The organism is Rhizobium sp. CFBP 13726 (genome assembly GCF_014841925.1).
Lineage (GTDB): Bacteria > Pseudomonadota > Alphaproteobacteria > Rhizobiales > Rhizobiaceae > Neorhizobium > Neorhizobium soli.
This window is the reverse complement of the sequence record NZ_JACYUU010000005.1, coordinates 97,589-117,250: the sequence shown is the minus strand read 5'-3', so window position 1 is coordinate 117,250 and position 19,662 is coordinate 97,589. Positions and strand designations below refer to the sequence as shown.

Below are 19,662 nucleotides of genomic sequence, written 5' to 3'. Positions count from 1 at the left end.
CACGGATCGACTAAGTTATTGAATTAACTTGACGGCGCTATCCTAACCCGCTGTCACGAAAAACGGTTTGTGCGGAGTACCGCACTCGTCCTTGATATCTGTGCGAAATTATGCTCATAGGGGCGATGTCCTACACAAACGATCCTCATCCTGCTGAGCACCTGGTTCGGAAATTTCGGCTGGCCTGGATCGTGTTTGGCTTCGCTGCGATCAGCATCGTGGTCGCTGCAGGGTTTGCGGTCGAGCGCTACGGCCGTGCATCAGCTTTAACGCGACTGGAAGCGCAGGCTCGAACGGATGCGGACTTGAAGGTTGCTCTCCTGCAGGCCGTCCTCGAGCGACCGCGGGCGCTACCGTTGCTTCTGGCCGGTGACCGCGAGGTCCGCGACGCTTTGGTCGACCTGAGCGCCGATGCGGCTATCGCGAAGAGAGAGGCACTGGATGCCAAACTCGAAGACCTGGTCGTTAAGACCAATGCCAGCGTGATCTATGTCGTTGGCCCGGACGGGATTGCGATCTCGTCGAGCAATTGGCGGGAGCCAACAAGCTTCGTCGGCAACGACTATACGTTCCGTGCCTATTTCACGCGGGCGATGCAGGAGGGAGCGGCTGAACATTTCGCACTGGGCAGCGTCAGCAAACGGCCCGGTCTCTACATCTCGCAACGCGTCGGTCCGGCCGAAGCGCCGCTCGGCGTGGTCGTTGCAAAGATGGAGTTCGATCAGCTGGAAGCGGACTGGCGCAACTCGCAGCGCCCTTCGTTTGTTGTTGATTCCAGCAACGTCGTACTGATCACCAGCCTCCCATCCTGGCGGTTCATGACGACCGAGCCGCTGGATCCGGACGATCTCGGCGCCATTCGCCAAAGTCTGCAATTCGGCGATGCGCCGCTTCTCCCCCTCCCATTCATCCGCCAGCAGCCGGTCGGAGACAACGCGCGGACGCTGCAGGCTATTCTTCCGGGAGGCGCGGGAGCAGAAGACTTCCTGGAGATCACGACCCCGATCCCGTCCACCCCCTGGCGCTTCGAATATCTTCTGCCAATTTCCAAGGCGCTGTCCGATGCGCTTCGCGAAACGCGGCTGATGGCGATCCTGGCCGTAACGACACTATTGGCGCTGGCAGCCTTCCTGCTGCGTCGGCGGCAGGTGACTGAGATGGCGATTGCCCAGCAGAGGCTTGCGCGGGAAGATCTCGAAAATCGGGTTGCAGCGCGCACGATCGACCTCAGTCTGGCGCGCGACAGGCTCGAAGCGGAGATCATGGATCACAAGCAGACCGAGAGCCGGCTGCAATCCGTCCAGCAGGATCTGGTACATGCCAACAGGCTTGCCATCCTCGGCCAGGTTGCAGCCGGTGTCGCCCACGAGATCAACCAGCCTGTCGCGACGATCCGCGCCTATGCGGACAATTCCAAGGTACTGCTCGAACGGGGCAGGGCCGAGACTGCGGTCGAAAATCTGGATCACATCGCGTCTCTCACGGAACGGATCGGTGCGATTACGGATGATCTGAAGGCACTTGCGCGCAAAGGTCGACCGGCTCCGGAACCGGTCCTGCTGCAGGAAGTCTTCGACGGTGCGACCATGCTGGTTCGCAGCCGCTTCACCGGACGAATGGATACGCTGAAGATCACGCCGCCGCCAAGCGGGCTGGTCGTGATGGGGAGCCGGTTGCGGCTGGAACAGGTGTTTATCAATCTGTTCCAGAATGCGCTGGAGGCTGTTGAGGGCCGACCGGATGCGCTGATCCAGGTGACGACGGATGTGTCTGCCGATCGGGTGCTGGTGCATGTCTGCGACAACGGTCCCGGCATCGCGCCGCAGATTCTCAAGGCTCTGTTCGAGCCCTTCAACTCGTCGAAGGAAAAAGGGCTGGGGCTCGGCCTCGTCATCTCCAAAGACATCGTCACCGATTACGGCGGGCGCATTGAGGTCGAGAGCCGCGATGGACGGACCTGCTTTACAATATCGCTCGTGAGAGCTGATGAGGAAAACGATCATGACAGAGCCTGACATGGGCGCGGTGCCGGTCATTCTGATAGACGACGATGCGGATCTCCTGCGCGCCACAGGCCAGACGCTGGAGCTTGCCGGTTTCGAGCCGATCGCGTTCACCTCGGCCACGGACGCCCTGTCTAAAATTTCCGCGGACTTCCCGGGCATCGTCGTCTCCGACATTCGAATGCCGGGGCTCGATGGTCTCGAACTTTACGACCGCCTCCGCAGTCTGGACGAAGAGCTGCCGGTCATTCTGATGACCGGCCACGGCGATATTCCAATGGCTGTGAAGGCCATCCAAAGCGGCGTCTACGACTTCCTTGCCAAGCCGTTTGCGACGGAAAGGCTTGTGCAATGCGTCCGGCGCGCTGCTGAAAAGCGACGTCTGACACTGGAAAACCGCCGGCTGCGCGCAGCAGCTCAGAGTTCCAGCCAGGAATCCCCGTTGATCGGCCAGACACCGGTCATGCAGCGACTACGCAACATGCTTCGCCAGATCGCCGATACCGATATCGATGTCCTCGTCACCGGCGAGACCGGAAGCGGCAAGGAAATCGTTGCCGGTCTTCTGCATGGATGGAGCCGCCGTGCCGCCGGGAACTTCGTGGCGCTCAATTGCGGCGCCTTGCCGCAGCAGGTGATCGAAAGCGAGCTGTTCGGTCACGAACCGGGCGCCTTCACCGGCGCGCAGAAAAAGCGCATCGGTCGCATCGAGCACTCGAGCGGCGGCACGCTTTTTCTCGATGAGATCGAGAGCATGCCGATGTCTGCGCAGGTGCAGATGCTGCGCGTGCTGGAGATGCGCGAGGTGATGCCGCTCGGGACAAACGAAGTGCGTCCCGTGGATCTGCGGATCATCGCCGCGTCCAAGGTGGATCTGGGCGATCAGGCTCAGCGCGAGACGTTTCGGGAAGACCTCTATTTCCGGTTGAACGTCGTCACGATCGCCATTCCGCCTCTGCGGGAGCGGCGGGACGATATTCCCCTGTTATTCAGCTATTTCGCAGATCGTGCCGCAACCCGCTTCAATCGGGAAGCGCCCTCGATCACGCCAACAATCGGCCAATACCTGCGCGACCATCACTGGCCCGGCAACGTCCGCGAGTTGTCCCATTTTGCCGAGCGTGTGGTTCTGGGGCTTGATCCGACAAGCTCTCCCGCTCGGCAATCAGCCGATCCGGAAACGGGTTCGCTGCCCCAGCGGCTGGAGCGATACGAAGCCGAGATCATTCGTGAAACGTTGACGGCGTGCGATGGCGATGTGCAGCAGACGATTGCAGCGCTCGGCATTCCCCGCAAGACCTTCTACGACAAGCTGCAGCGGCACGGCATCGTCAGAAGCGAATTCGCGGACAAGCGCCTTTCCTGAACTTGCTCGCGGCTCCGCGTTTGCGGGCGACGCCGATCAGCGGCGCGCGTATCGCGCATAGGCAAGGTCGGTTGCATCGATGTCGGGCGTTTTGCCGCTGACGAGATCGCTGATCACCCGCGCCGAGCCGCAGCTCATCGTCCAGCCCAGCGTTCCGTGCCCGGTATTGAGGTAGAGACCACTGATCTTGGTTGCTCCGATCACCGGCGTTCCATCGGGTGTCATCGGACGAAGGCCCGACCAGAACGACGCCTTGGTGATATCGCCGCCGGGGAAAAGGTCGGTCACGGAATGTTCGAGCGTGCGCCTGCGCGGCGCACCGAGATCGTTCGTATAGCCGGAAATTTCGGCCATGCCGCCCACCCGGATGCGGTCGCCCAGCCGCGTGATGGCGATCTTGTAGGTCTCATCCATGATCGTTGATTCCGGCGCGCGGCTGGCGTCTTTGATCGGGATGGTCAGGGAATAGCCCTTGACCGGATAGACCGGCAGATCGATGCCGTGCTCTTTCACGATCAGTGGCGAGTAGCTGCCGAGAGCAACCACCACCGCATCACTGCGTAGCGTTTCGCGGTCCGTCACGACACCCCTGACCTTGCCGCCTTCGACATCGAGCCGTTTGATGGTCGTACCATAGGCAAACCGGACGCCGAGCGCTTCGGCCTTGGCGGCGAGAAGATTAGTGAACTTGAAGCAGTCGCCGGTCTCGTCCTTGGGTGTCAGAAGTCCGCCGACGATCTTTTCGCGCACATGGGCGAGCGCCGGTTCTACGCGGATACAGCCTTCGGGATCTAGCACTTCGTAGGGAATGCCATCGGCCGCGAGCGCCTTGACGTCCTTTGCAGAGGCGTCGAGCTGCTGCTGCGTGCGAAACAGCTGCAGCGTTCCCTGCATGCGCGCGTCGTAATCGATCCCGGTTTCATCCCGGACATCTGCAAGGCAGATCCGGCTGTAATCGGAAAGTCGCAGCATCCGGCTTTTGTTGATCGCGTAGCGCTCCGAGGTGCAGTTCGACAGCATCTTAAACATCCACGACAGCATGGCGCGATCAAGCTTCGGGCGCAGGATCAGCGGCGCGTGCTCCATGAAGATCCATTTGAGCGCCTTCCGGGGTATGCCCGGCGCTGCCCATGGAGAGCAGTAACCGAACGAGACTTCGCCGGCATTGGCGAAACTTGTTTCGAGCGCAGGGCCTGTCTGGCGATCAACAACGACAACCTCGTGGCCGGCCTTGGCCAGTTGATAGGCGGTGGTCGTGCCGATGACGCCGGCGCCGAGTACGATGACTTTCATGGCATTCCCCTAGACGTCTTGCAGCTGAACTTGGCGGTATAGTCTTTGGTAACGGTGTCCTAGGCCCGTGAGTATCTCATAGGATATCGTTCCGGCGGCCTCGGCAATCGCTTCCAGCGTCTGGTGTTCCCCGACCACCTCGACGAGACTGCCGAGTGTCAAAGTATCCTTTGGCAGCGCGCTGACATCGATGATGATGCTGTCCATGGAAACCCGCCCGACGATCGGCAGTCGTACGCCAGCGTGATACACTGCACCCGTGCCGCTGAGGGCACGGGGCAGGCCGTCCGCATAACCGGCTGCGATCGTTGCCAGATGCATCTCTCGGTCAGCAATATGCGATCCGCCATAGCCGATCCGGGTTCCGGTCGGCACGGTACGTGTCTGGACCACGGCGACATCGAGTCTGAAGACCGGCTCCATCGGGTTTGGAGCTCCGACGGTCGGGTTGCCGCCGTAAAGCGCAATGCCGGGCCGCGCCAGCGTGTGGTGGAAATCGCCTCCTAGAAAGATGCCACCGGAATTGGCGAGGCAAATCCGAATTCCCGGAAACAGACCAGAAAGTCTTTCAAATTCCGCCAGCTGCTCGCCGTTCATAAGGTGTCCGCCTTCGTCGGCGCATGCGAGATGGCTCATGACGAACTGGAATTCCAAGCCGGCATGCTCGTTCATTTCCCGGGACAGGATGCTGCATTCTTCCGGCGACAAACCGAGACGGGACATGCCGCTGTCGACCTGCAAAACTGCGGGGAGCGATCGGCCAACCTGACGGGCGAGCTCAGACCAGCGGCGCAACTGAGGCAAAGAGTTCAGGACAGGGATGATGCCGTCGGCAGCGCAGCGCTCTTCGTTTCCGGGCTGCAGTCCGTTCAAGACATAGAGACGTGCATCGGCAGGGAGAGTATCCTTGAGCCTGATGGCCTCGACGAACTGGGCCACGAAAAAGTCCCGGCATCCGGCATCGCCGAGCGTTCTTGATAAGACCGTTGCACCAAGTCCATAGGCATCAGCCTTCACGACCGCTGCGCAGTGTGCCGGTCGAAGCATGTCGGCGAGCGTTTCGTAGTTGCGCCGGAGGGCACCCAGATCGATTGTCAGGTATCCCAATGCACCCTCGGCAACGAACTGTACTCCGGCGTCACCAAACGAGGACGAAATATCCATGCTGCTGCCCTCCCTGCGAGAGCAGATTATTTGAATATTCGGTGAGTTTGGTGCTATTTGATGACAGTATGTGCGACAAATACCGATATTCTGGTGAATTCTGTCGTGTTTTGAAAGAATATGCATGGAAGCGATAGATGCGATCGACCGCAACCTTCTCCGGCTCCTTCGTCTGAACGGGCGGATCAGCAATGCGGCACTGGCCGCGGAAGTCGGGTTGTCTGCCTCCGCGTGTCTCAGGCGCGTCAAGCTCCTGGAAGAAGCCGGCGTCATCCGCGGGTATACGGCGCTGATCGACAATGGCCAGATCGAGAGCGCCATCGCCGTGATTATCAACATCACGCTGGAGCGGCAGACCGAGGATTATCTCAACCGGTTCGAAGCTGCTGTGAGGAAACATCCGGAAATTCAGGAATGCTTCCTGATGACCGGCGGCTCGGATTATATCTTGAGGGTGGAAGTTGCGAACGCCGGCGCGTTCGAGCGCATCCACAAGGAAATCCTGTCGGCGCTTCCCGGGGTTTTGCGGATCCATTCCAGCTTTTCCATCCGAAACGTGCTTGCCTCACGTTCGAAAAACCGTCGTTAGAAGATCACTCCCGACAGTTCACCTTCGCGAATTAATGCCGGTTTCGAGGTTGCATATTCCCGTTGCAAGCTCGATAAAATTGCAATAACGTGATCATTAGTCACAAGCATTTTACGCATAGCATCCAAAAATTCTGACCTTTGAATTTGGCGTCCTCTTAACTCAGCGGGCGAACGATGATGCATGACGATCAGCAGTACACTCACGAAGACAATTCCAGACAGATCTTCCAGGAGCTGAAATTCCGCTCTTTGACGGTAAAAAACCGCCTTTTCCGATCGAATGTCTCGGGGCAGTTCGACGATTACAACGGTCACGGCGGCTCTGCGCGTCTGAATTGGGAGGAGAAATTCGCCCGCGGCGGGGTCGGCTGTATCATCTCGTCTTTCACGCCGGTTTCCGTGCGTGGGCGAATCCTCGTGCGCTACGCGATGATCGATGATGATGACAAGATCCCGTTCTGGAGGGCGATCGGCGACCGGGTGCACGCCCACGACTGTCGGTTCTTGATGCAGCTCAGTCATTCGGGCCGCCAGCAGGACATGGGCGGTGCTGAAAACCTCTACAAAAGGGGACTGAGCTCAACGAACAAAAGCGATTACTTTCACGGCCTGCTCGCCGAAGCGATGAGCAGGGAGGATATTCGCACTGTCGTCGAGCAGTTTGCCCAGGGCGCGCGCCGGGCCAAAGAGGCCGGTCTCGACGGTGTCGAGCTGCATGGCGCCAACGGCTATCTCATCACGCAGTTTCTCAGCAGCGGCATCAATGACCGCACCGACGAATATGGCGGCGACTGGGAAGGGCGGGCGCGGTTCGTGCTGGAGATCGTTCGCGCCATTCGCCGCGAGGTCGGTCAGGACTTTCACCTGCAGATGAAGATCAACGGGGTCGATCACAACGACTGGCTCTATCCCTGGATCAGGAAGGGCAATACGCTCGACGAGACGGTCAAGATCTGTACCCTCCTGCTGGATGGCGGCAAGGGTGTCGATGCCTTCCATATTTCCAGCGGGTCGACCTTTCCGCACCCCCGCAACCCGCCGGGTGATCTGCCCCTGAACGACCTGCGGCGCTGGTATGACGGCATGCTTTCGCAAGGCACAAGGGCGCGTTTCAACTATTCGATCTTTTCGAATCCGGTCCTGGGACCTGCATTTGTGGCCTGGTGGCGTTTCCGGCGGGGGAAAGTCATCGAAGGCATCAACCTCGATTATGCCCGCGCTGTCACGGAAGCGGTCCGGGGCATCGATCAAAGCGTCAAGGTTCTCTGTACGGGCGGTTTTCAGCATGCCGATGTGATCGGCGAGGCGATCCGCAGCGGCGCCTGCGATGGCGTCAGCATGGCAAGACCGTTGATTGCCAACAATGATTTGCCGAAGATCCTCAAGACCCAGAATGGCCCGGACGAAGGCCGCGAGTGCACCTATTGCAACAAGTGTCTTCTCAATGATCTGGAGAACCCTCTCGGCTGCTACGAGGTAAAACGGTATCCCGGGTCAACGTTTGAGGCCCGGCATCAGAACATGATCGACGAGGTGATGTCGGTGTTTACGCCGCCGGCCTTTCCGGGAAGCGTTGTGGCGACACCACCTCAGGCGGTGGAGGCGGAGCCATGAGTGATCTCAACGATCCGCTGACCCCGGTCGAGATCGTCCTCGGGCGCAAGCGGAAAATCGTCGTGGTGATCGCAGTGCTTGTGCTCGCGGCGATCGTCTACTGGCTCGTTTTCGTCAACCAGTATGTCGTCGCGTTCCGAAACCAGGAAGATCATTTCCTCTACGGCTCGATTGGCAGCGAGGCATCGACCGGGCCACCCTACTGGGTCTTCAAGGCGCTGCCGGTGATGTATGCCGACAAGCTTGGGCCGGCCGGATGGGGTCATTTCGGCATGCTTTACGAGAAGCCGGGCGACGACCTGCCGATCGGCGTCTCCAGGCGCATCGTGTCCGGAGTCGATCGCGTCTGGCTGAACTGCTCGGTTTGTCATGTCGGAACCTACACGCTTCCGAACCAGACGGAGCGGCATCTGGTCTACGGTGCACCTTCAAACAATTTGCGGCTTCAGGAATTCATTCTCTTCTTCATCGACCTCGGGTCGGATCCCGGGTTTACCGCCGACCGGCTGATCGCCGCGATCAACAGTCCAGAAGTCGGCGGTCATCTCAATGCGTTCGAGCAGGTGGTGTATCGCTATGTGATCTTTCCGCGCCTCCAGGCGGCATTCGCAGATCTCGGCAAACGGCTGACATTCGTTGCGCGGCAGGAGAAATGGGGACCCGGGCGGGTGGATACATTCAACCCCTACAAAAGCCTGCAGTTCAACTTTCCGATGGACGCTGCATCGATCAGTGATGCAGCGCTGAACGGAAGCTCCGATTATCCGTCGATCTGGCAGCAACGGCCGCGGGAGGGAATGAACCTTCACTGGGACGGCAATAACAATTCGGTTGACGAGCGCAACCTGAGCGCAGCACTCGGCGCAGGTGTGACACCGGTAACGGTGGATCGATCGTCGATCCGCCGCATCGAACAATGGATGTGGGATCTTCCCGCGCCACAGTTTCCGGCAAAGGTAGATGTCGACGCTGCCGAGCGCGGCAGGGAGGTGTTCTCGGATACCTGCGCCGGTTGCCATGGCATGAAGACAGGCGGAACCTATTCCTACAATACCGATCATTTCAAGCGGCTCGGCCAGACGGTCGCACTGGCCGATATCGCGACGGATCGCGGCCGCTGGGCCTCCTACACACCGGATTTTGCGGCCGCACAGAACCAGCTCTATGCGGGCTATCCGTGGCGTTTCAAGCGGTTCCACAAGACCAACGGCTATGCGAACCATCCCCTCGACGGGATCTGGGCCCGCTCGCCCTATCTGCACAATGGGTCCGTACCGACGCTGCGGGATCTGCTCGAACCCTCGTCGCAGCGGCCGGCCCGGTGGTATCGCGGCAGCGAGGTGCTCGACCTGGCACGGGTCGGATATCGATCCGACGATGCGGCACCGGGAGATCAGCTGTTTCTCTATGACACCTCAAAAACCGGCAATTCCAACCGCGGACACGAGGGCAAAGCTTATGGCACGGAGCTTTCCGGAGCCGATAAGGATGCCCTCGTCGAATACATGAAGACGCTATGATCAGGACCCGCTCGCTCAGCACCTGGAAGGCCCGTCACGCTATCGTCGTATGGATCGGCGTGATCCTGAACCTATGTTTCGTGCTGCCTCTGATCTTCTGCCCGGAATGGCTGCTTTCCCTGTTCGGCATCGTCGTCAACCAGGTGATCTGGGCGCAGTTCGCGGGCCTCCTGCTTGGTATTCTCTCCATCTTCTATATTCCCGCGTCGATCGATATCGACCGCTACCGGCTATTTGCCTGGCTGCAGGTCTTTCCATCGCGCACAGCCGGCGTCGTGTTCTTCCTGCTTGCCGTGACGGTGTTCCACCAGCCGATCGGCTATATCACCGGTGTCCTTCTCGATGGTTCGGTGGCGATCCCGACGCTGATCTGCCTCCTCAACATCAGTCGCCTGGAACAGGAACTCGCCGACGGGGGCCGCTCATGAGCGCGCGCAAAACCCGGCTGTTCTGGAAAGCGCTTCTGGCGCTGCTGGTCGTCGTCGTGGCGGGTGCGCTTTCCGTTTATCTTCTTCTTTTCCGCCCGGTTGCCGCCCCTCGTACGGAGGATCTCGCCCGGCTTTTCAATCACGGCTCGATCGGCAATGAAGAGGTTCAGGGCCTGCCCTACTGGATCTGGCGCGTGCTGCCGCAGATCTTTCCGGAGCATGTGCCGAATGGCAAGGATGGCTACGGTGCCTTCGGCATGTACTGGCGTACCGGAGACAAGGTGCCAATCGGCTTTTCGGTGACGACACTGGGTGTCATCGATCGCGTCTCGCCCAACTGTGCCTTCTGCCACCAGGGCAGCTACCGGCTTAAACCCGATGAGCCTCGCGTGCTGGTCTCGGCCGGTGCCGGAACGCGCGTTGATCCGCAGGCCTATATCCGCTTCCTGATCAAGGTCGGTGCCGATGCCCGCTTCACCGCGGACCGGGTGATGCGGGAAATCACCACGATCTACGACATGCCGCTTTATGAGAGGTTGCTCTACCGTTTCGTTCTGATCCCGGCAACCCGCAAGGCATTTCAGGATCAGGCACGGCGGTTCGCTTGGCAGGACACTCGACCCGACTGGGGCCCGGGCCGCATCGATCCTTTCAACCCCGTCAAATTCCAGAACCTTGAGCTCCCGGACGACGGCACGATCGGCAATTCCGACATGATGCCGCTGTGGAACATGAGCGAGCTTGCCCCGACGAACATTCGCACCTTCTCGCTCCATTGGGACGGGTTGCAAACGGATGTGCGCGAAACCGCGGTATCGGGCGCCATCGGCGATGGCATGAGTTCCAAAACCGTTCTGCGGACCCAAGAAAACCTCGACCGGATGATCGCCTTCACCTCGGTGCAGCGGCCGCCGCCTTCGCCGTTCAAGAGTAGTCGTGAGACGGACGATCCCCTTCGGGTTGACGCCTCCGCCGTCGATGCGGGGCAGGGGGTCTACCAGGCGCAGTGTGCCGTCTGCCATGACACGAACGGTGCGCGCTACCGATCTCCGATCCCGATTGTCGAACTCGGAACGGATCGGCATCGCATCGACATGTGGAGCCCCGCGGCGAAGTCCCGATATGCCGATTACGAGACTGGCTACCGGTGGGGGTTCACGCATTTCCAGAAGGCGGAAGGCTACGTGGCCGTCGATATGGCGGGCCTGTGGTTGCGCGGGCCATATCTCCACAATGGCAGCGTTCCGACGCTTGCCGATCTCCTCAAATCGCCGGAACAGAGGCCGAAGCAGTTTTATCGCGGCTCCGATCTCGTCGACACGGTGAACGGGGGTTTCGTCAGCGCCGAGCGACCGGAAACGGGCGGGTTTCTCTATGACACGAGCCTGCCGGGCAACGGCAATGGCGGCCATCTCTGGGGCACGGACCTGCCGCAGGCCGAAAAGGACAATTTGCTCGCCTATCTGAAGACACTTTGAAAAAGGGGAGGGGGACGCATGCACGGTTGGACCAAGAAAGCGAAGCGTTTCCTCTTCTGGCTGGTCACGACCGCTGCCGCTTTGGTGGTGGTCTTTTTGTTCGTGGCCGGCTTCGTCGTCTGGTCACTCATCCAGCCACCATCCGATCAGTTCGGCAAGGTCGAGGACGAGGCCAAGTTTGCGCGGCGCGACGTTTCCAGTCTGCCAGCCGCAACCGAGCCCTATTTCGCCGAGATGGACAAGGGTCTCCTCAAGGGGATTGAGGGAGGGGAGTACCCGCAGGAAATCCGCCAGATTGCAGGCGCGACGGGGCTTGACCCCGAGGCGATCCGACAGGCGGCAATCCGCGGTCAGAATGCCTGGATTGTCTGGACCGGCGGCAATGATCGCTTCTGGGATTTTGCCGCGCGCAACACGATCGGAGCATTTGATCTTCTGAAGACGGTTTCCTCGCATCCGAGCCAGGCCTATGGCCGCGACAATCGCTTTCGGTATCTCGGGCTCGTCAATGAGCCGGGCTTCGATGAGGCGACGGGACCGGACCCGAAACACTTCGGATTGTGGCTCGACCAGCGCCGGACTGACACGCCTCCCGATCCGTTCGGCGGCAATCCGGACGCGGACAGGCGATACCCAGGCGTGGAAGTGGGTGCGCGGGGTAAACCGGTTGAGTTTGAAGCCCGGGAGGTGACCCTGCCGGTCGGCTCCTATTACGGGGAACCGACCGGCGTCATGGGGCTGCGCCTGTTTCCCAACCCGGATTTCGACTTGAAGGCCTCGAAAAAGTGGGACCCCGACCGCTACTATAACGACCCTTCCTACTACAACGACAAGGATCTGGTGCGTCCGTACCGCGTCGGCATGTCCTGCGCGTTCTGCCATGTCGGACCGAACCCGATCACGCCGCCGGCGGATGTGGAAAGGCCGCAGTTTTCGCAGATCACCTCGAACCCGGGAGCGCAGTACTTCTGGGTGGACCGGATCTTCTTCTGGAACACGCAACCGCGCGGCGAGGACGATAAGCCGACCTCCAACGAAGGCAATTTCCTTTTCCAGCTGTTCCACACCAATCCGCCGGGGTCGCTGGATACCTCGCTCGTTTCGAGCGATTACATCAACAACCCTCGCACGATGAATGCGGTCTATGAGACAGTAGCGCGCCTTGGAATTGCATCCGGTACGGGCTGGGAGAATTTGACCGGCGACGAGCTGGCGAACAAGCAGTTTCAGGATTACTCGCAGACCGCGGCACTGCATGCCTTCTTCAACAAGCGGGACGGCAAGTCTGCTTCGATGCGGGTGCTGAAGGATGGGTCTGACTCCGTCGGCACGCTTGGGGCGCTCAACCGTGTTTACTTGAACATCGGGCTGTTCAGCGAAGAGTGGCTTCTGCACTTCCGCCCCTTCTTGGGTGGCCAGAAGATATCGCCAATCCGCGTTCCGGATGCACAAAAGAACTCCGTCTATTGGCAGGCGACCGAGACGATGACGGCCGACATGGCGATCTTTTTTCTCGTCACCGGTCGCTCCGATCTCCTCAAGGACGCGCCGGGCGGAAAGGAGCTGCTGGCCGCGCTGGATCAGCAGCAGGTAGCCCGTGGTCGTGATGTCTTCGCTGAAAACTGCGCGGCGTGCCATTCGAGCAAACAACCCAAGGCTCCGGCCGAATTCGGCGTTGGCGAGGGCATCTGCGAGGGCGGCGGCGCGGGGCCGCAGTACCGTGAATGCTGGGACCGCTACTGGGCCTGGGCACAATCGGCGCAGTTCAAACAATTGATGCGTGCGCAGGCCGAGAAACCGGACTTTCTCGTCGACAACTATCTGTCAAATGAACGAAGGGTGCCGATCGATCTGGTGCGCACCAATGCGTGCAGTGCCATCGCCACCAATGGCCTGGCCGGCGATATCTGGGATAACTTCACCTCGTCGACGTACAAAACCCTGCCTGCACCGAAGGAAGTGACGGTGCACCATCCGGTTTCGGGTGCAGCAACGCCGATGCAATCACCTGGTAACGGACGCGGCTATTTGCGACCGCCTTCGCTGATCAGCCTCTGGTCGACGGCGCCCTATCTCCTCAACAATTCAATCGGGCACGAGATCCCCTATTCCTATCCGCGTTATGGCAAGGATACGGAAAGCGGGCCTGTTGGGACGTCTGGTACGCAGGCAAACTCCGGCAACGGAAACTACCCACGATCTCCCAGCGCCTGCCCTGCTGCGGATCCCAAAGACCCCTACATGCCCTGTATCGAAAACCGGCTTTCGGCCTTCGACACGTCGATCCGGCAGATGCTTTCACCGGAAACGCGGCGGATGGACAAAGCGACCGAAGAGGCCGTGCCGGGCTATATCTATCGTACCAGCGCCCCTTCCTGCCTGATCATCCCAAAAGGCTTCGTGCCGGATCAGATCCGCCCCTTTAGCGGCTTGCTCAGCCGCATTGCGCCCTGGGCGTTCAAGGATGACGGATCGATTGCACTCGGGCCCTTCCCGTCGGGATTTCCGGTCAATGCGCTGGTCAATACCAAGCTTTTGCCGGATCATGACGAAGACGCCTGGCCCGTTTACAAGCGGCTGATCACCAATGGTCCCGGCCTGGTTTCGGCCTTCGCAGAGCTGGGCGGGCAATGCTCCGCGCAGGAACTGGCCGACCCGGCGGTGCGGAGCCATTCCGAGACGGTCGTGCGCGAGACCGGCCTGATCGATCGGCTCGTGACCCTCAGCAAGTGCCCCGATTACGTCGTCAATGCGGGACATGCCTTCGGCTCGGATCTGTCGCAGGCGGACAAGGACGCATTGATTTCATTTCTGAAGCAGCTTTGACATGGCAGGGAGCGAAGCGACCCACGACTACATCGTGATTGGCGCCGGTGCGGGTGGGGCGGTCGTGGCTGCGCGGCTTGTGGAGGCGGGGTGCACCGTTCTGGTGATCGAAGCTGGTGGTGATCCGCTCGCCGAACGGCCTTACAGCGATGCGGTTGCAGATGACGACCCCGATATGCCTCTGGCCGATGCTTATAAAGTGCCGGCGTTCCATGCTTTCGCGTCCGAACACGAGGGTTTGGCGCGTGATTACTATGTCAGGCATTATGAGGATCCGGCCGTGCAGAAACGCGACTGGCGGTACTGCGATGAAAAGGGCGGAATTCTCTATCCCCGTGCACAGGGGCTGGGTGGCTGCAGTGCCCATCATGCGATGATCATCGTCAAACCGAATGCCTGCGACTGGAACCATATCCGCGACCTCACAGGCGACGAGAGCTGGCGGGCTGCGCATATGCAGACCTATTTCGAACGGATCGAACGCTGCCGCTACCGCATCTTTTTCTGGCGCTGGCTTTCCTTCCTCACTGGTCTCAATCCGACCGGACACGGCTGGTGGGGCTGGATGCAAACGGAACTGGTTTTTCCGCTGAGACCAATCCGCGACCGCCTGCTGTTGAGCTCGCTTCTGCGCTGTGTGCGCGCGGCAGCTGATGCCTTCGGTCATTCCGGGACGCAATGGGAGACGGCGGAAACCGATCCGAATGCGCACCGGGTCTGGAACCCCTTCGCAAGCGGCATCCGCATCGCGCCCCTTTCCACCCGCAGGCATGTGCGGCATGGGCCGCGCGAACGGTTGCTCGACGTCAAGGCGAGGTATCCCGACAGGCTCGATATCCGGCTGAGAACAGCGGTGGCGCGTATTGCGATTGAGGATAGGCGCGCCGTGGGCGTCCACGCGATCGATGCGAACGGCAACGAACTCTTCGTTGAGGCGCGGCGAGAGGTCATCCTCGCAGCCGGCGCTTTCGCATCGCCGAAGATCCTGATGCTGTCGGGAATTGGCGATGCCGCTCATCTCGCTCGTTACGAGATCGCCGTCGTCGAAGATCTGCCGGGCGTTGGCCGCAATCTGCAGGACCGATATGAGATCGGCGTCGTCAGCCGCATGAACAAGCCCTGGGCGACGCTTAAAAACGCAGCCTATTCGATCCGTGACGCGGAATACCGCAAGTGGCGGCGCTTTCGTCTTGGCAACTACACAAGCAACGGCCTGTTGTTTTCCATGGCGCTCAAATCGCGCGACAGCCTGAACGAGCCTGATCTCCACTGCTTTTCGCTGCTGGGTGATTTCCGCGGCTACTACAAAGGCTATTCGCAGCGGATCAGAAAGAAAGACTATCTGAGCTGGGTCGTGCTGAAGGCCTATACGGAAAACCGAGCCGGTACGGTGAGGCTGCGATCTTCGGACTGGAGGACAGACCCGGACATCCAGTTCCATTCGTTTGCCGAAGGCAGCGGCGATTACCGTCGCGATCTCGATGCGATGGTAAAGGGCGTCCGTTTCGTGCGCAAAGTGGCCGAAGGGATGGACGACCTCGTTGCCGAAGAGGAAGAGCCCGGCCGCTGGCGCGACAGCGACGAAGCACTGCGCAACTACGTGGCCGAAAACGCATGGGGTCACCACGCCTGCGGGACCTGCGCCATCGGGCCGCGTGACAGCGGCGGCGTGACGGACAGCCGGTTCAAGGTGCATGGCGTCGATGGGTTGCGGATCGTGGATGCGTCGGTCTTTCCCCGCATTCCCGGCTATTTCCTCGCCTGCGCGGTCTACATGATCGCCGAGAAGGCGGCCGACGTTTTGCTTTCGCCACCACAGGGGGAGATGGCGTGATGACGCAGGTTCAAGCACGCGGCCGGTCTCTCGTTCGGCAAGCCTATCCCTGGCTGAACGACAGGGTTGCGGATTTCGTTCGCGGCTGGCGACGTCTGGATGCGTGGGCCAACCGGCCGCTTCCGACGAGGCGACGCGCCTACTGGAAACTGCTCGCCCCGGACCGTTATCCCTGGTACGCGCCGGCGCTGTTTCTGGTGCTGACCGTGATGCTGGCACTTGGCCCCACCATGGAAACCGATTGGCCGAACCTCATTCTGCTGGTGATCGGACTTGTGCTTTTTCTAGGTCTCAATGCTCTTGCCGAGCGTCGCCAAGTCGCCAACAACTATCTGCTGACCGGGCAACTAACATGTCTGGTTGCGATGCTGGCATTGCTGTTGTGGAGTTCTCTGCCCGAGGTCTACGGGGAGATGGTCGCCGCACCCCGACTGCACGTGGGCGTGGCCGTCGTTCTTGCGATGACCGTCGCGCTTGCTGCTGCATTCGGTTTTGCCGCAGCGCTATTCAGGTCGACAGCCGATGGAGGATTGGCCGATGCCCTGCCAGAGGTGGAGCTGTTTCTTCCGAAGGATCGCTACAGTTTCGTGGGGGGCGGGGCGAAAGCTGCCTTCTTTTCCGCCTTGGCAATCGCTCCGGTTCGCTATCCGGTAGAACTCCTTCTGCCCGGGTCGCTGCTGACCCTGTTCGTCCCCGACCATCTTCTTGCCCTGACTTTCCTTTTCGTCGGCGGGATCATGTGGATCTTGCTTTTCCTCGGCATTCTCTTCGAGCGGCTGATGGAAATCCTGAAGACGCTGGGCCGGATGTTTTTCATCGGTCCGCAGCGCGTGATTTCCATTCTCGTCATTGCCGTCGCCGGGGCACGGCTCGCGGAAATACATTTCATCACGTACCTCTTCAATGGCGGCAGCACGGGTTATGGCAACCCGGTCCTGATGCTTTACATCCTGCTTTCTTATGCGTGCGCTTGGTATTACGGTTTCTGGACCGACCAGTTCGTTGCCCGCAGGCTCATGCGCATGCTCACACTCAAGCCCGACTGGCGCACCGCCATATCGGTCGGTTATCCCTACCACGGTGATCCGACACTCAGCCGCGTCGAAAGCGAAGGTCGCACGATCAGCCTGCATGGCGCCGGCCGCTTGAAGCTGCGGGGTCACTACGAAGACGGGTATGCCGGCGGCGGCACGGCGCTCCAGTTCATGACGCCCGCGGAGCTGATCGGTCAGTTCCGGCGCCAGATCGAGCTTCGCTCCCGCGACATGATAAAGGCAGACGATCTGCTGGCGAGCCTGCGCAATTTCGAGCGGGCGGCGGTGATCTATCCGGTCATCGTCGGAACGTTGGCCTTTGGCCTGATTGTCGGGCCGATTGTCCTGACGTTCTATTACGCGGTGCAACCGCCGGAGCTCACAGTCCATGCCGAGGGTGGGGGCGGTCGCGATGCTCTCGCGTTCATGAAGAACCAGGATTATGAAAATGGCGACTGCTCACCTCTGAAAGCGGGCATGCCTCGCATCGCCATCGCGGCTTCCGGAGGTGGTACACGCGCTGCAATCTATACCGCCTCGTTGCTGAGGGGCTTGGCGGAGGCGGGACATGTCTGCGACGTGGTGATGGCGAGCGGCGTTTCCGGCGGGAGCGCTGCGCTTGCGTATTTTGGCTTGCACGAGGCGGAACTGCGCTCCCGCGGTGGCGTCGGCTTCATGGCGTGGGAGCGCTATTCGCGGGAAATGGCGCATCCTTATATTGAAGATGTCATCAATCGCGCCAGCGACCTGCGGATCACATTCGGTCGCTTTCAGTGGAGACGTTTTACATGCGGCGAGCCGGCGGTGCCGGATGGTTCTGTGAGCGGCCTTGCACCAGCCCGCTCCAAACTCGGCCATATCCTGGCGGAATCCTTCGCCTGCCGAATGGGGGCGGGAAAGATGGGCGACGTCTCGTTTGGATTGATGCTGAATTCGTCGATCGTCGGATCCTATCCCGATCCTGGAAATCCGTGCCGCCGAGGCGACGGGTATTCGCTGCCGGAACAGGCCAGCCGGTGCCAGGGGTTGCTGGATGGCGCGGGCGCGGGCGGGCGGCTTGTGCTGACCAACATCGGATCGACCCAGACGATGCAGGCAAACACGTCGCCCGGGATGGAAATCGTCACCATCGACGAACCTGACGTCTCCGTGTCACGGGCCGCAGCATTGAGCGCCAATTTCCCCCCTGTGTTTCCGGATGCCGCCGTGGATATCATGCCGAGCAGCGGCACGGCCAAACGTTATTGGGTGACGGACGGCGGGACGGTCGAGAATCGCGGTACAGTGACCATGTATCGTGCCTTGCGCGATGCGGCGAGACGAGAACCCAAATCTTGCGGGTGCGGCAGTTCGCCAAAGTTCGCCCCGCTCCACGTCATCGTCGCGGATGTTTCCGCTCTCGCGGGGCCCTATAGCGAAAGTTTCGGTTTCGACTCTGTCCTTGGAGCCGGTGGACAGCTCGGGCTCGGCATGGAAGCGGAACTGCGCGCCGACCTCAAAACGCTCTACGAAACGACCCACTGCAGCAAGATCTACTTTCATGACATCGTGATACCGCCGGTTTTTTCGAGCAATGGAGGCATCGGAACGCACTGGCTGCTGCCGGGCTCGATGACGTTTCGCGATCCCAACCATTCGGGCGAACAGGTTACGCTCCATGCCGAGGACGTCGAAAAACTCGTGTTGTCTCTGCACAGCAGCCGGGCCTTCAGCTATCAGGACAACGGGGGCGTCAAGAGGGTCTTGGGTTGGGCGCAGGATGGTCCCGGTAACCGGCATCGTGCCAATTGGGTCAGGCTGCTCGACATGTTGAACGGAAAGCTGCCGCCTCAACTCTGACCAGTGGTCTTGGACCTATCGTTCCTTCACCGCCTCCATGGCAACCGAGGTTGAGGTGCTTGCCACAAATGGCAGACTGGAGATTTTTTCGCCAAGCACTTCGCGATAGCGGCGGATGTTGGGTGTGCGAATCTTCAGGAGGTAATCGAAACGTCCGGCTATCATGTGGCACTCCTCGACCTCGGGAATTCGCCATACTGCTGCGTTAAACGCGTTGAGTGCCGTTTCGCGCGTATCGGACAGTTTCACCTCTGCGAAAGCCACATGGTCGAGGCCGAGTTTCTTCGGGTTGAGAACGGCGCGGAAGCCGAGAATGAAGCCATCCTGCATCAGCCTTTTCAGGCGCGCATTCACCGGAGTCTTGGACAAGCCGACTTTGTCGGCAAGATCCGTCACCGAGACCCGGCCATCGCCGACAAGGACATCCATGATCTTCCGGTCGAAGTGGTCGATATCCCCAGGTGTATCGCTCTTCCTCTCCATTTTCTCTGTCCTACTCCCGAAACGTGGTGAATTTCTCCAAATTCTACCCATTTTCAGAGAAGCTATATAGAGCAGATTCGATTATTTTTCTCGCATCGCGGGATCGTCGCTGATCCGCTAGATTGGCTTGATATTCGGGAGGCGGAACAATGGCATCTGCGATGGAACACAACACATTCTCGCCTGGCT

General features: G+C 60.2%; 13 protein-coding genes. 10 read left to right on the top strand and 3 right to left on the bottom strand.

The features are described from left to right. Positions 1 to 98 precede the first annotated feature (98 nt). Entirely contained in the window at positions 99 to 2,015 is a 1,917-nt protein-coding gene (locus IFT66_RS19665) for a sensor histidine kinase (RefSeq protein ID WP_446737938.1), read from the top strand. After that, positions 2,002 to 3,369: a sigma-54-dependent transcriptional regulator gene (locus IFT66_RS19660; RefSeq protein ID WP_274604883.1), complete on the top strand. Its 1,368-nt coding sequence runs from the start codon at positions 2,002 to 2,004 to the stop codon at positions 3,367 to 3,369. The genes IFT66_RS19665 and IFT66_RS19660 overlap by 14 nt, the downstream gene beginning before the upstream one ends. 36 nt (positions 3,370 to 3,405) lie before the next feature. Here IFT66_RS19660 and IFT66_RS19655 read toward each other — a convergent pair whose 3' ends face one another. Together IFT66_RS19655 and alr are read right to left on the bottom strand one after the other, a co-directional pair. After that, entirely contained in the window at positions 3,406 to 4,662 is a 1,257-nt protein-coding gene (locus tag IFT66_RS19655; protein WP_062458833.1) for a D-amino acid dehydrogenase, read from the bottom strand. A gap of 9 nt (positions 4,663 to 4,671) precedes the next feature. Continuing rightward, complete coding sequence (gene alr / locus IFT66_RS19650) at positions 4,672 to 5,826, bottom strand: alanine racemase (RefSeq protein WP_192078779.1); 1,155 nt, start codon at positions 5,824 to 5,826, stop codon at positions 4,672 to 4,674. A gap of 124 nt (positions 5,827 to 5,950) precedes the next feature. On the opposite strand from alr, the gene IFT66_RS19645 reads away from it, so the two are divergent. From IFT66_RS19645 to IFT66_RS19610, 8 genes are all read left to right on the top strand, one after another. Further along, the gene (locus tag IFT66_RS19645; protein ID WP_062576513.1) at positions 5,951 to 6,415 is read left to right on the top strand and encodes an Lrp/AsnC family transcriptional regulator; all 465 of its coding nucleotides are present in this window, start codon (positions 5,951 to 5,953) and stop codon (positions 6,413 to 6,415) included. Between the two features lie 176 nt (positions 6,416 to 6,591). After that, positions 6,592 to 8,031, top strand: coding sequence for an NADH:flavin oxidoreductase (locus IFT66_RS19640; RefSeq protein ID WP_249406512.1), 1,440 nt, complete (start codon positions 6,592 to 6,594; stop codon positions 8,029 to 8,031). Continuing rightward, on the top strand, positions 8,028 to 9,551 hold the full coding sequence (locus IFT66_RS19635) for a c-type cytochrome (RefSeq protein WP_192078642.1): 1,524 nt from the start codon (positions 8,028 to 8,030) through the stop codon (positions 9,549 to 9,551). The genes IFT66_RS19640 and IFT66_RS19635 overlap by 4 nt, the downstream gene beginning before the upstream one ends. Beyond that, positions 9,548 to 9,979 (top strand): hypothetical protein, encoded by a 432-nt coding sequence (locus IFT66_RS19630; protein WP_192078641.1) that lies wholly within the window; start codon positions 9,548 to 9,550, stop codon positions 9,977 to 9,979. Before IFT66_RS19635 ends, IFT66_RS19630 begins: the two co-directional genes overlap by 4 nt. Further along, a complete protein-coding gene (locus tag IFT66_RS19625) occupies positions 9,976 to 11,457 on the top strand; it encodes a c-type cytochrome (protein ID WP_192078640.1) in 1,482 nt (493 codons plus the stop codon). The genes IFT66_RS19630 and IFT66_RS19625 overlap by 4 nt, the downstream gene beginning before the upstream one ends. Positions 11,458 to 11,475: 18 nt before the next feature. Beyond that, complete coding sequence (locus IFT66_RS19620; protein ID WP_192078639.1) at positions 11,476 to 14,283, top strand: c-type cytochrome; 2,808 nt, start codon at positions 11,476 to 11,478, stop codon at positions 14,281 to 14,283. A 1-nt stretch (position 14,284) separates the two neighbouring features. Beyond that, positions 14,285 to 16,117 (top strand): GMC family oxidoreductase, encoded by a 1,833-nt coding sequence (locus tag IFT66_RS19615; RefSeq protein ID WP_192078638.1) that lies wholly within the window; start codon positions 14,285 to 14,287, stop codon positions 16,115 to 16,117. Then, a complete protein-coding gene (locus IFT66_RS19610) occupies positions 16,117 to 18,990 on the top strand; it encodes a patatin-like phospholipase family protein (RefSeq protein ID WP_192078637.1) in 2,874 nt (957 codons plus the stop codon). The genes IFT66_RS19615 and IFT66_RS19610 overlap by 1 nt, the downstream gene beginning before the upstream one ends. A 15-nt stretch (positions 18,991 to 19,005) precedes the next feature. Here the strand turns inward: IFT66_RS19610 and IFT66_RS19605 are convergent, their stop codons facing one another. Continuing rightward, positions 19,006 to 19,473, bottom strand: a complete 468-nt coding sequence (locus IFT66_RS19605; RefSeq protein WP_062458856.1) for an Lrp/AsnC family transcriptional regulator — start codon at positions 19,471 to 19,473, stop codon at positions 19,006 to 19,008. Positions 19,474 to 19,662 lie beyond the last annotated feature (189 nt).

Excerpts from the sequence above, each read along its gene's own strand:
- IFT66_RS19655 (WP_062458833.1), bottom strand. The coding sequence starts at position 4,662 with ATGAAAGTCATCGTACTCGGCGCCGGCGTCATCGGCACGACCACCGCC.
- IFT66_RS19625 (WP_192078640.1), top strand. The coding sequence starts at position 9,976 with ATGAGCGCGCGCAAAACCCGGCTGTTCTGGAAAGCGCTTCTGGCGCTG.
- IFT66_RS19620 (WP_192078639.1), top strand. The coding sequence starts at position 11,476 with ATGCACGGTTGGACCAAGAAAGCGAAGCGTTTCCTCTTCTGGCTGGTC.
- IFT66_RS19640 (WP_249406512.1), top strand. The coding sequence starts at position 6,592 with ATGATGCATGACGATCAGCAGTACACTCACGAAGACAATTCCAGACAG.
- IFT66_RS19610 (WP_192078637.1), top strand. The coding sequence starts at position 16,117 with ATGACGCAGGTTCAAGCACGCGGCCGGTCTCTCGTTCGGCAAGCCTAT.
- alr (WP_192078779.1), bottom strand. The coding sequence starts at position 5,826 with ATGGATATTTCGTCCTCGTTTGGTGACGCCGGAGTACAGTTCGTTGCC.
- IFT66_RS19615 (WP_192078638.1), top strand. The coding sequence starts at position 14,285 with ATGGCAGGGAGCGAAGCGACCCACGACTACATCGTGATTGGCGCCGGT.
- IFT66_RS19660 (WP_274604883.1), top strand. The coding sequence starts at position 2,002 with ATGACAGAGCCTGACATGGGCGCGGTGCCGGTCATTCTGATAGACGAC.
- IFT66_RS19605 (WP_062458856.1), bottom strand. The coding sequence starts at position 19,473 with ATGGAGAGGAAGAGCGATACACCTGGGGATATCGACCACTTCGACCGG.
- IFT66_RS19645 (WP_062576513.1), top strand. The coding sequence starts at position 5,951 with ATGGAAGCGATAGATGCGATCGACCGCAACCTTCTCCGGCTCCTTCGT.
- IFT66_RS19635 (WP_192078642.1), top strand. The coding sequence starts at position 8,028 with ATGAGTGATCTCAACGATCCGCTGACCCCGGTCGAGATCGTCCTCGGG.
- IFT66_RS19630 (WP_192078641.1), top strand. The coding sequence starts at position 9,548 with ATGATCAGGACCCGCTCGCTCAGCACCTGGAAGGCCCGTCACGCTATC.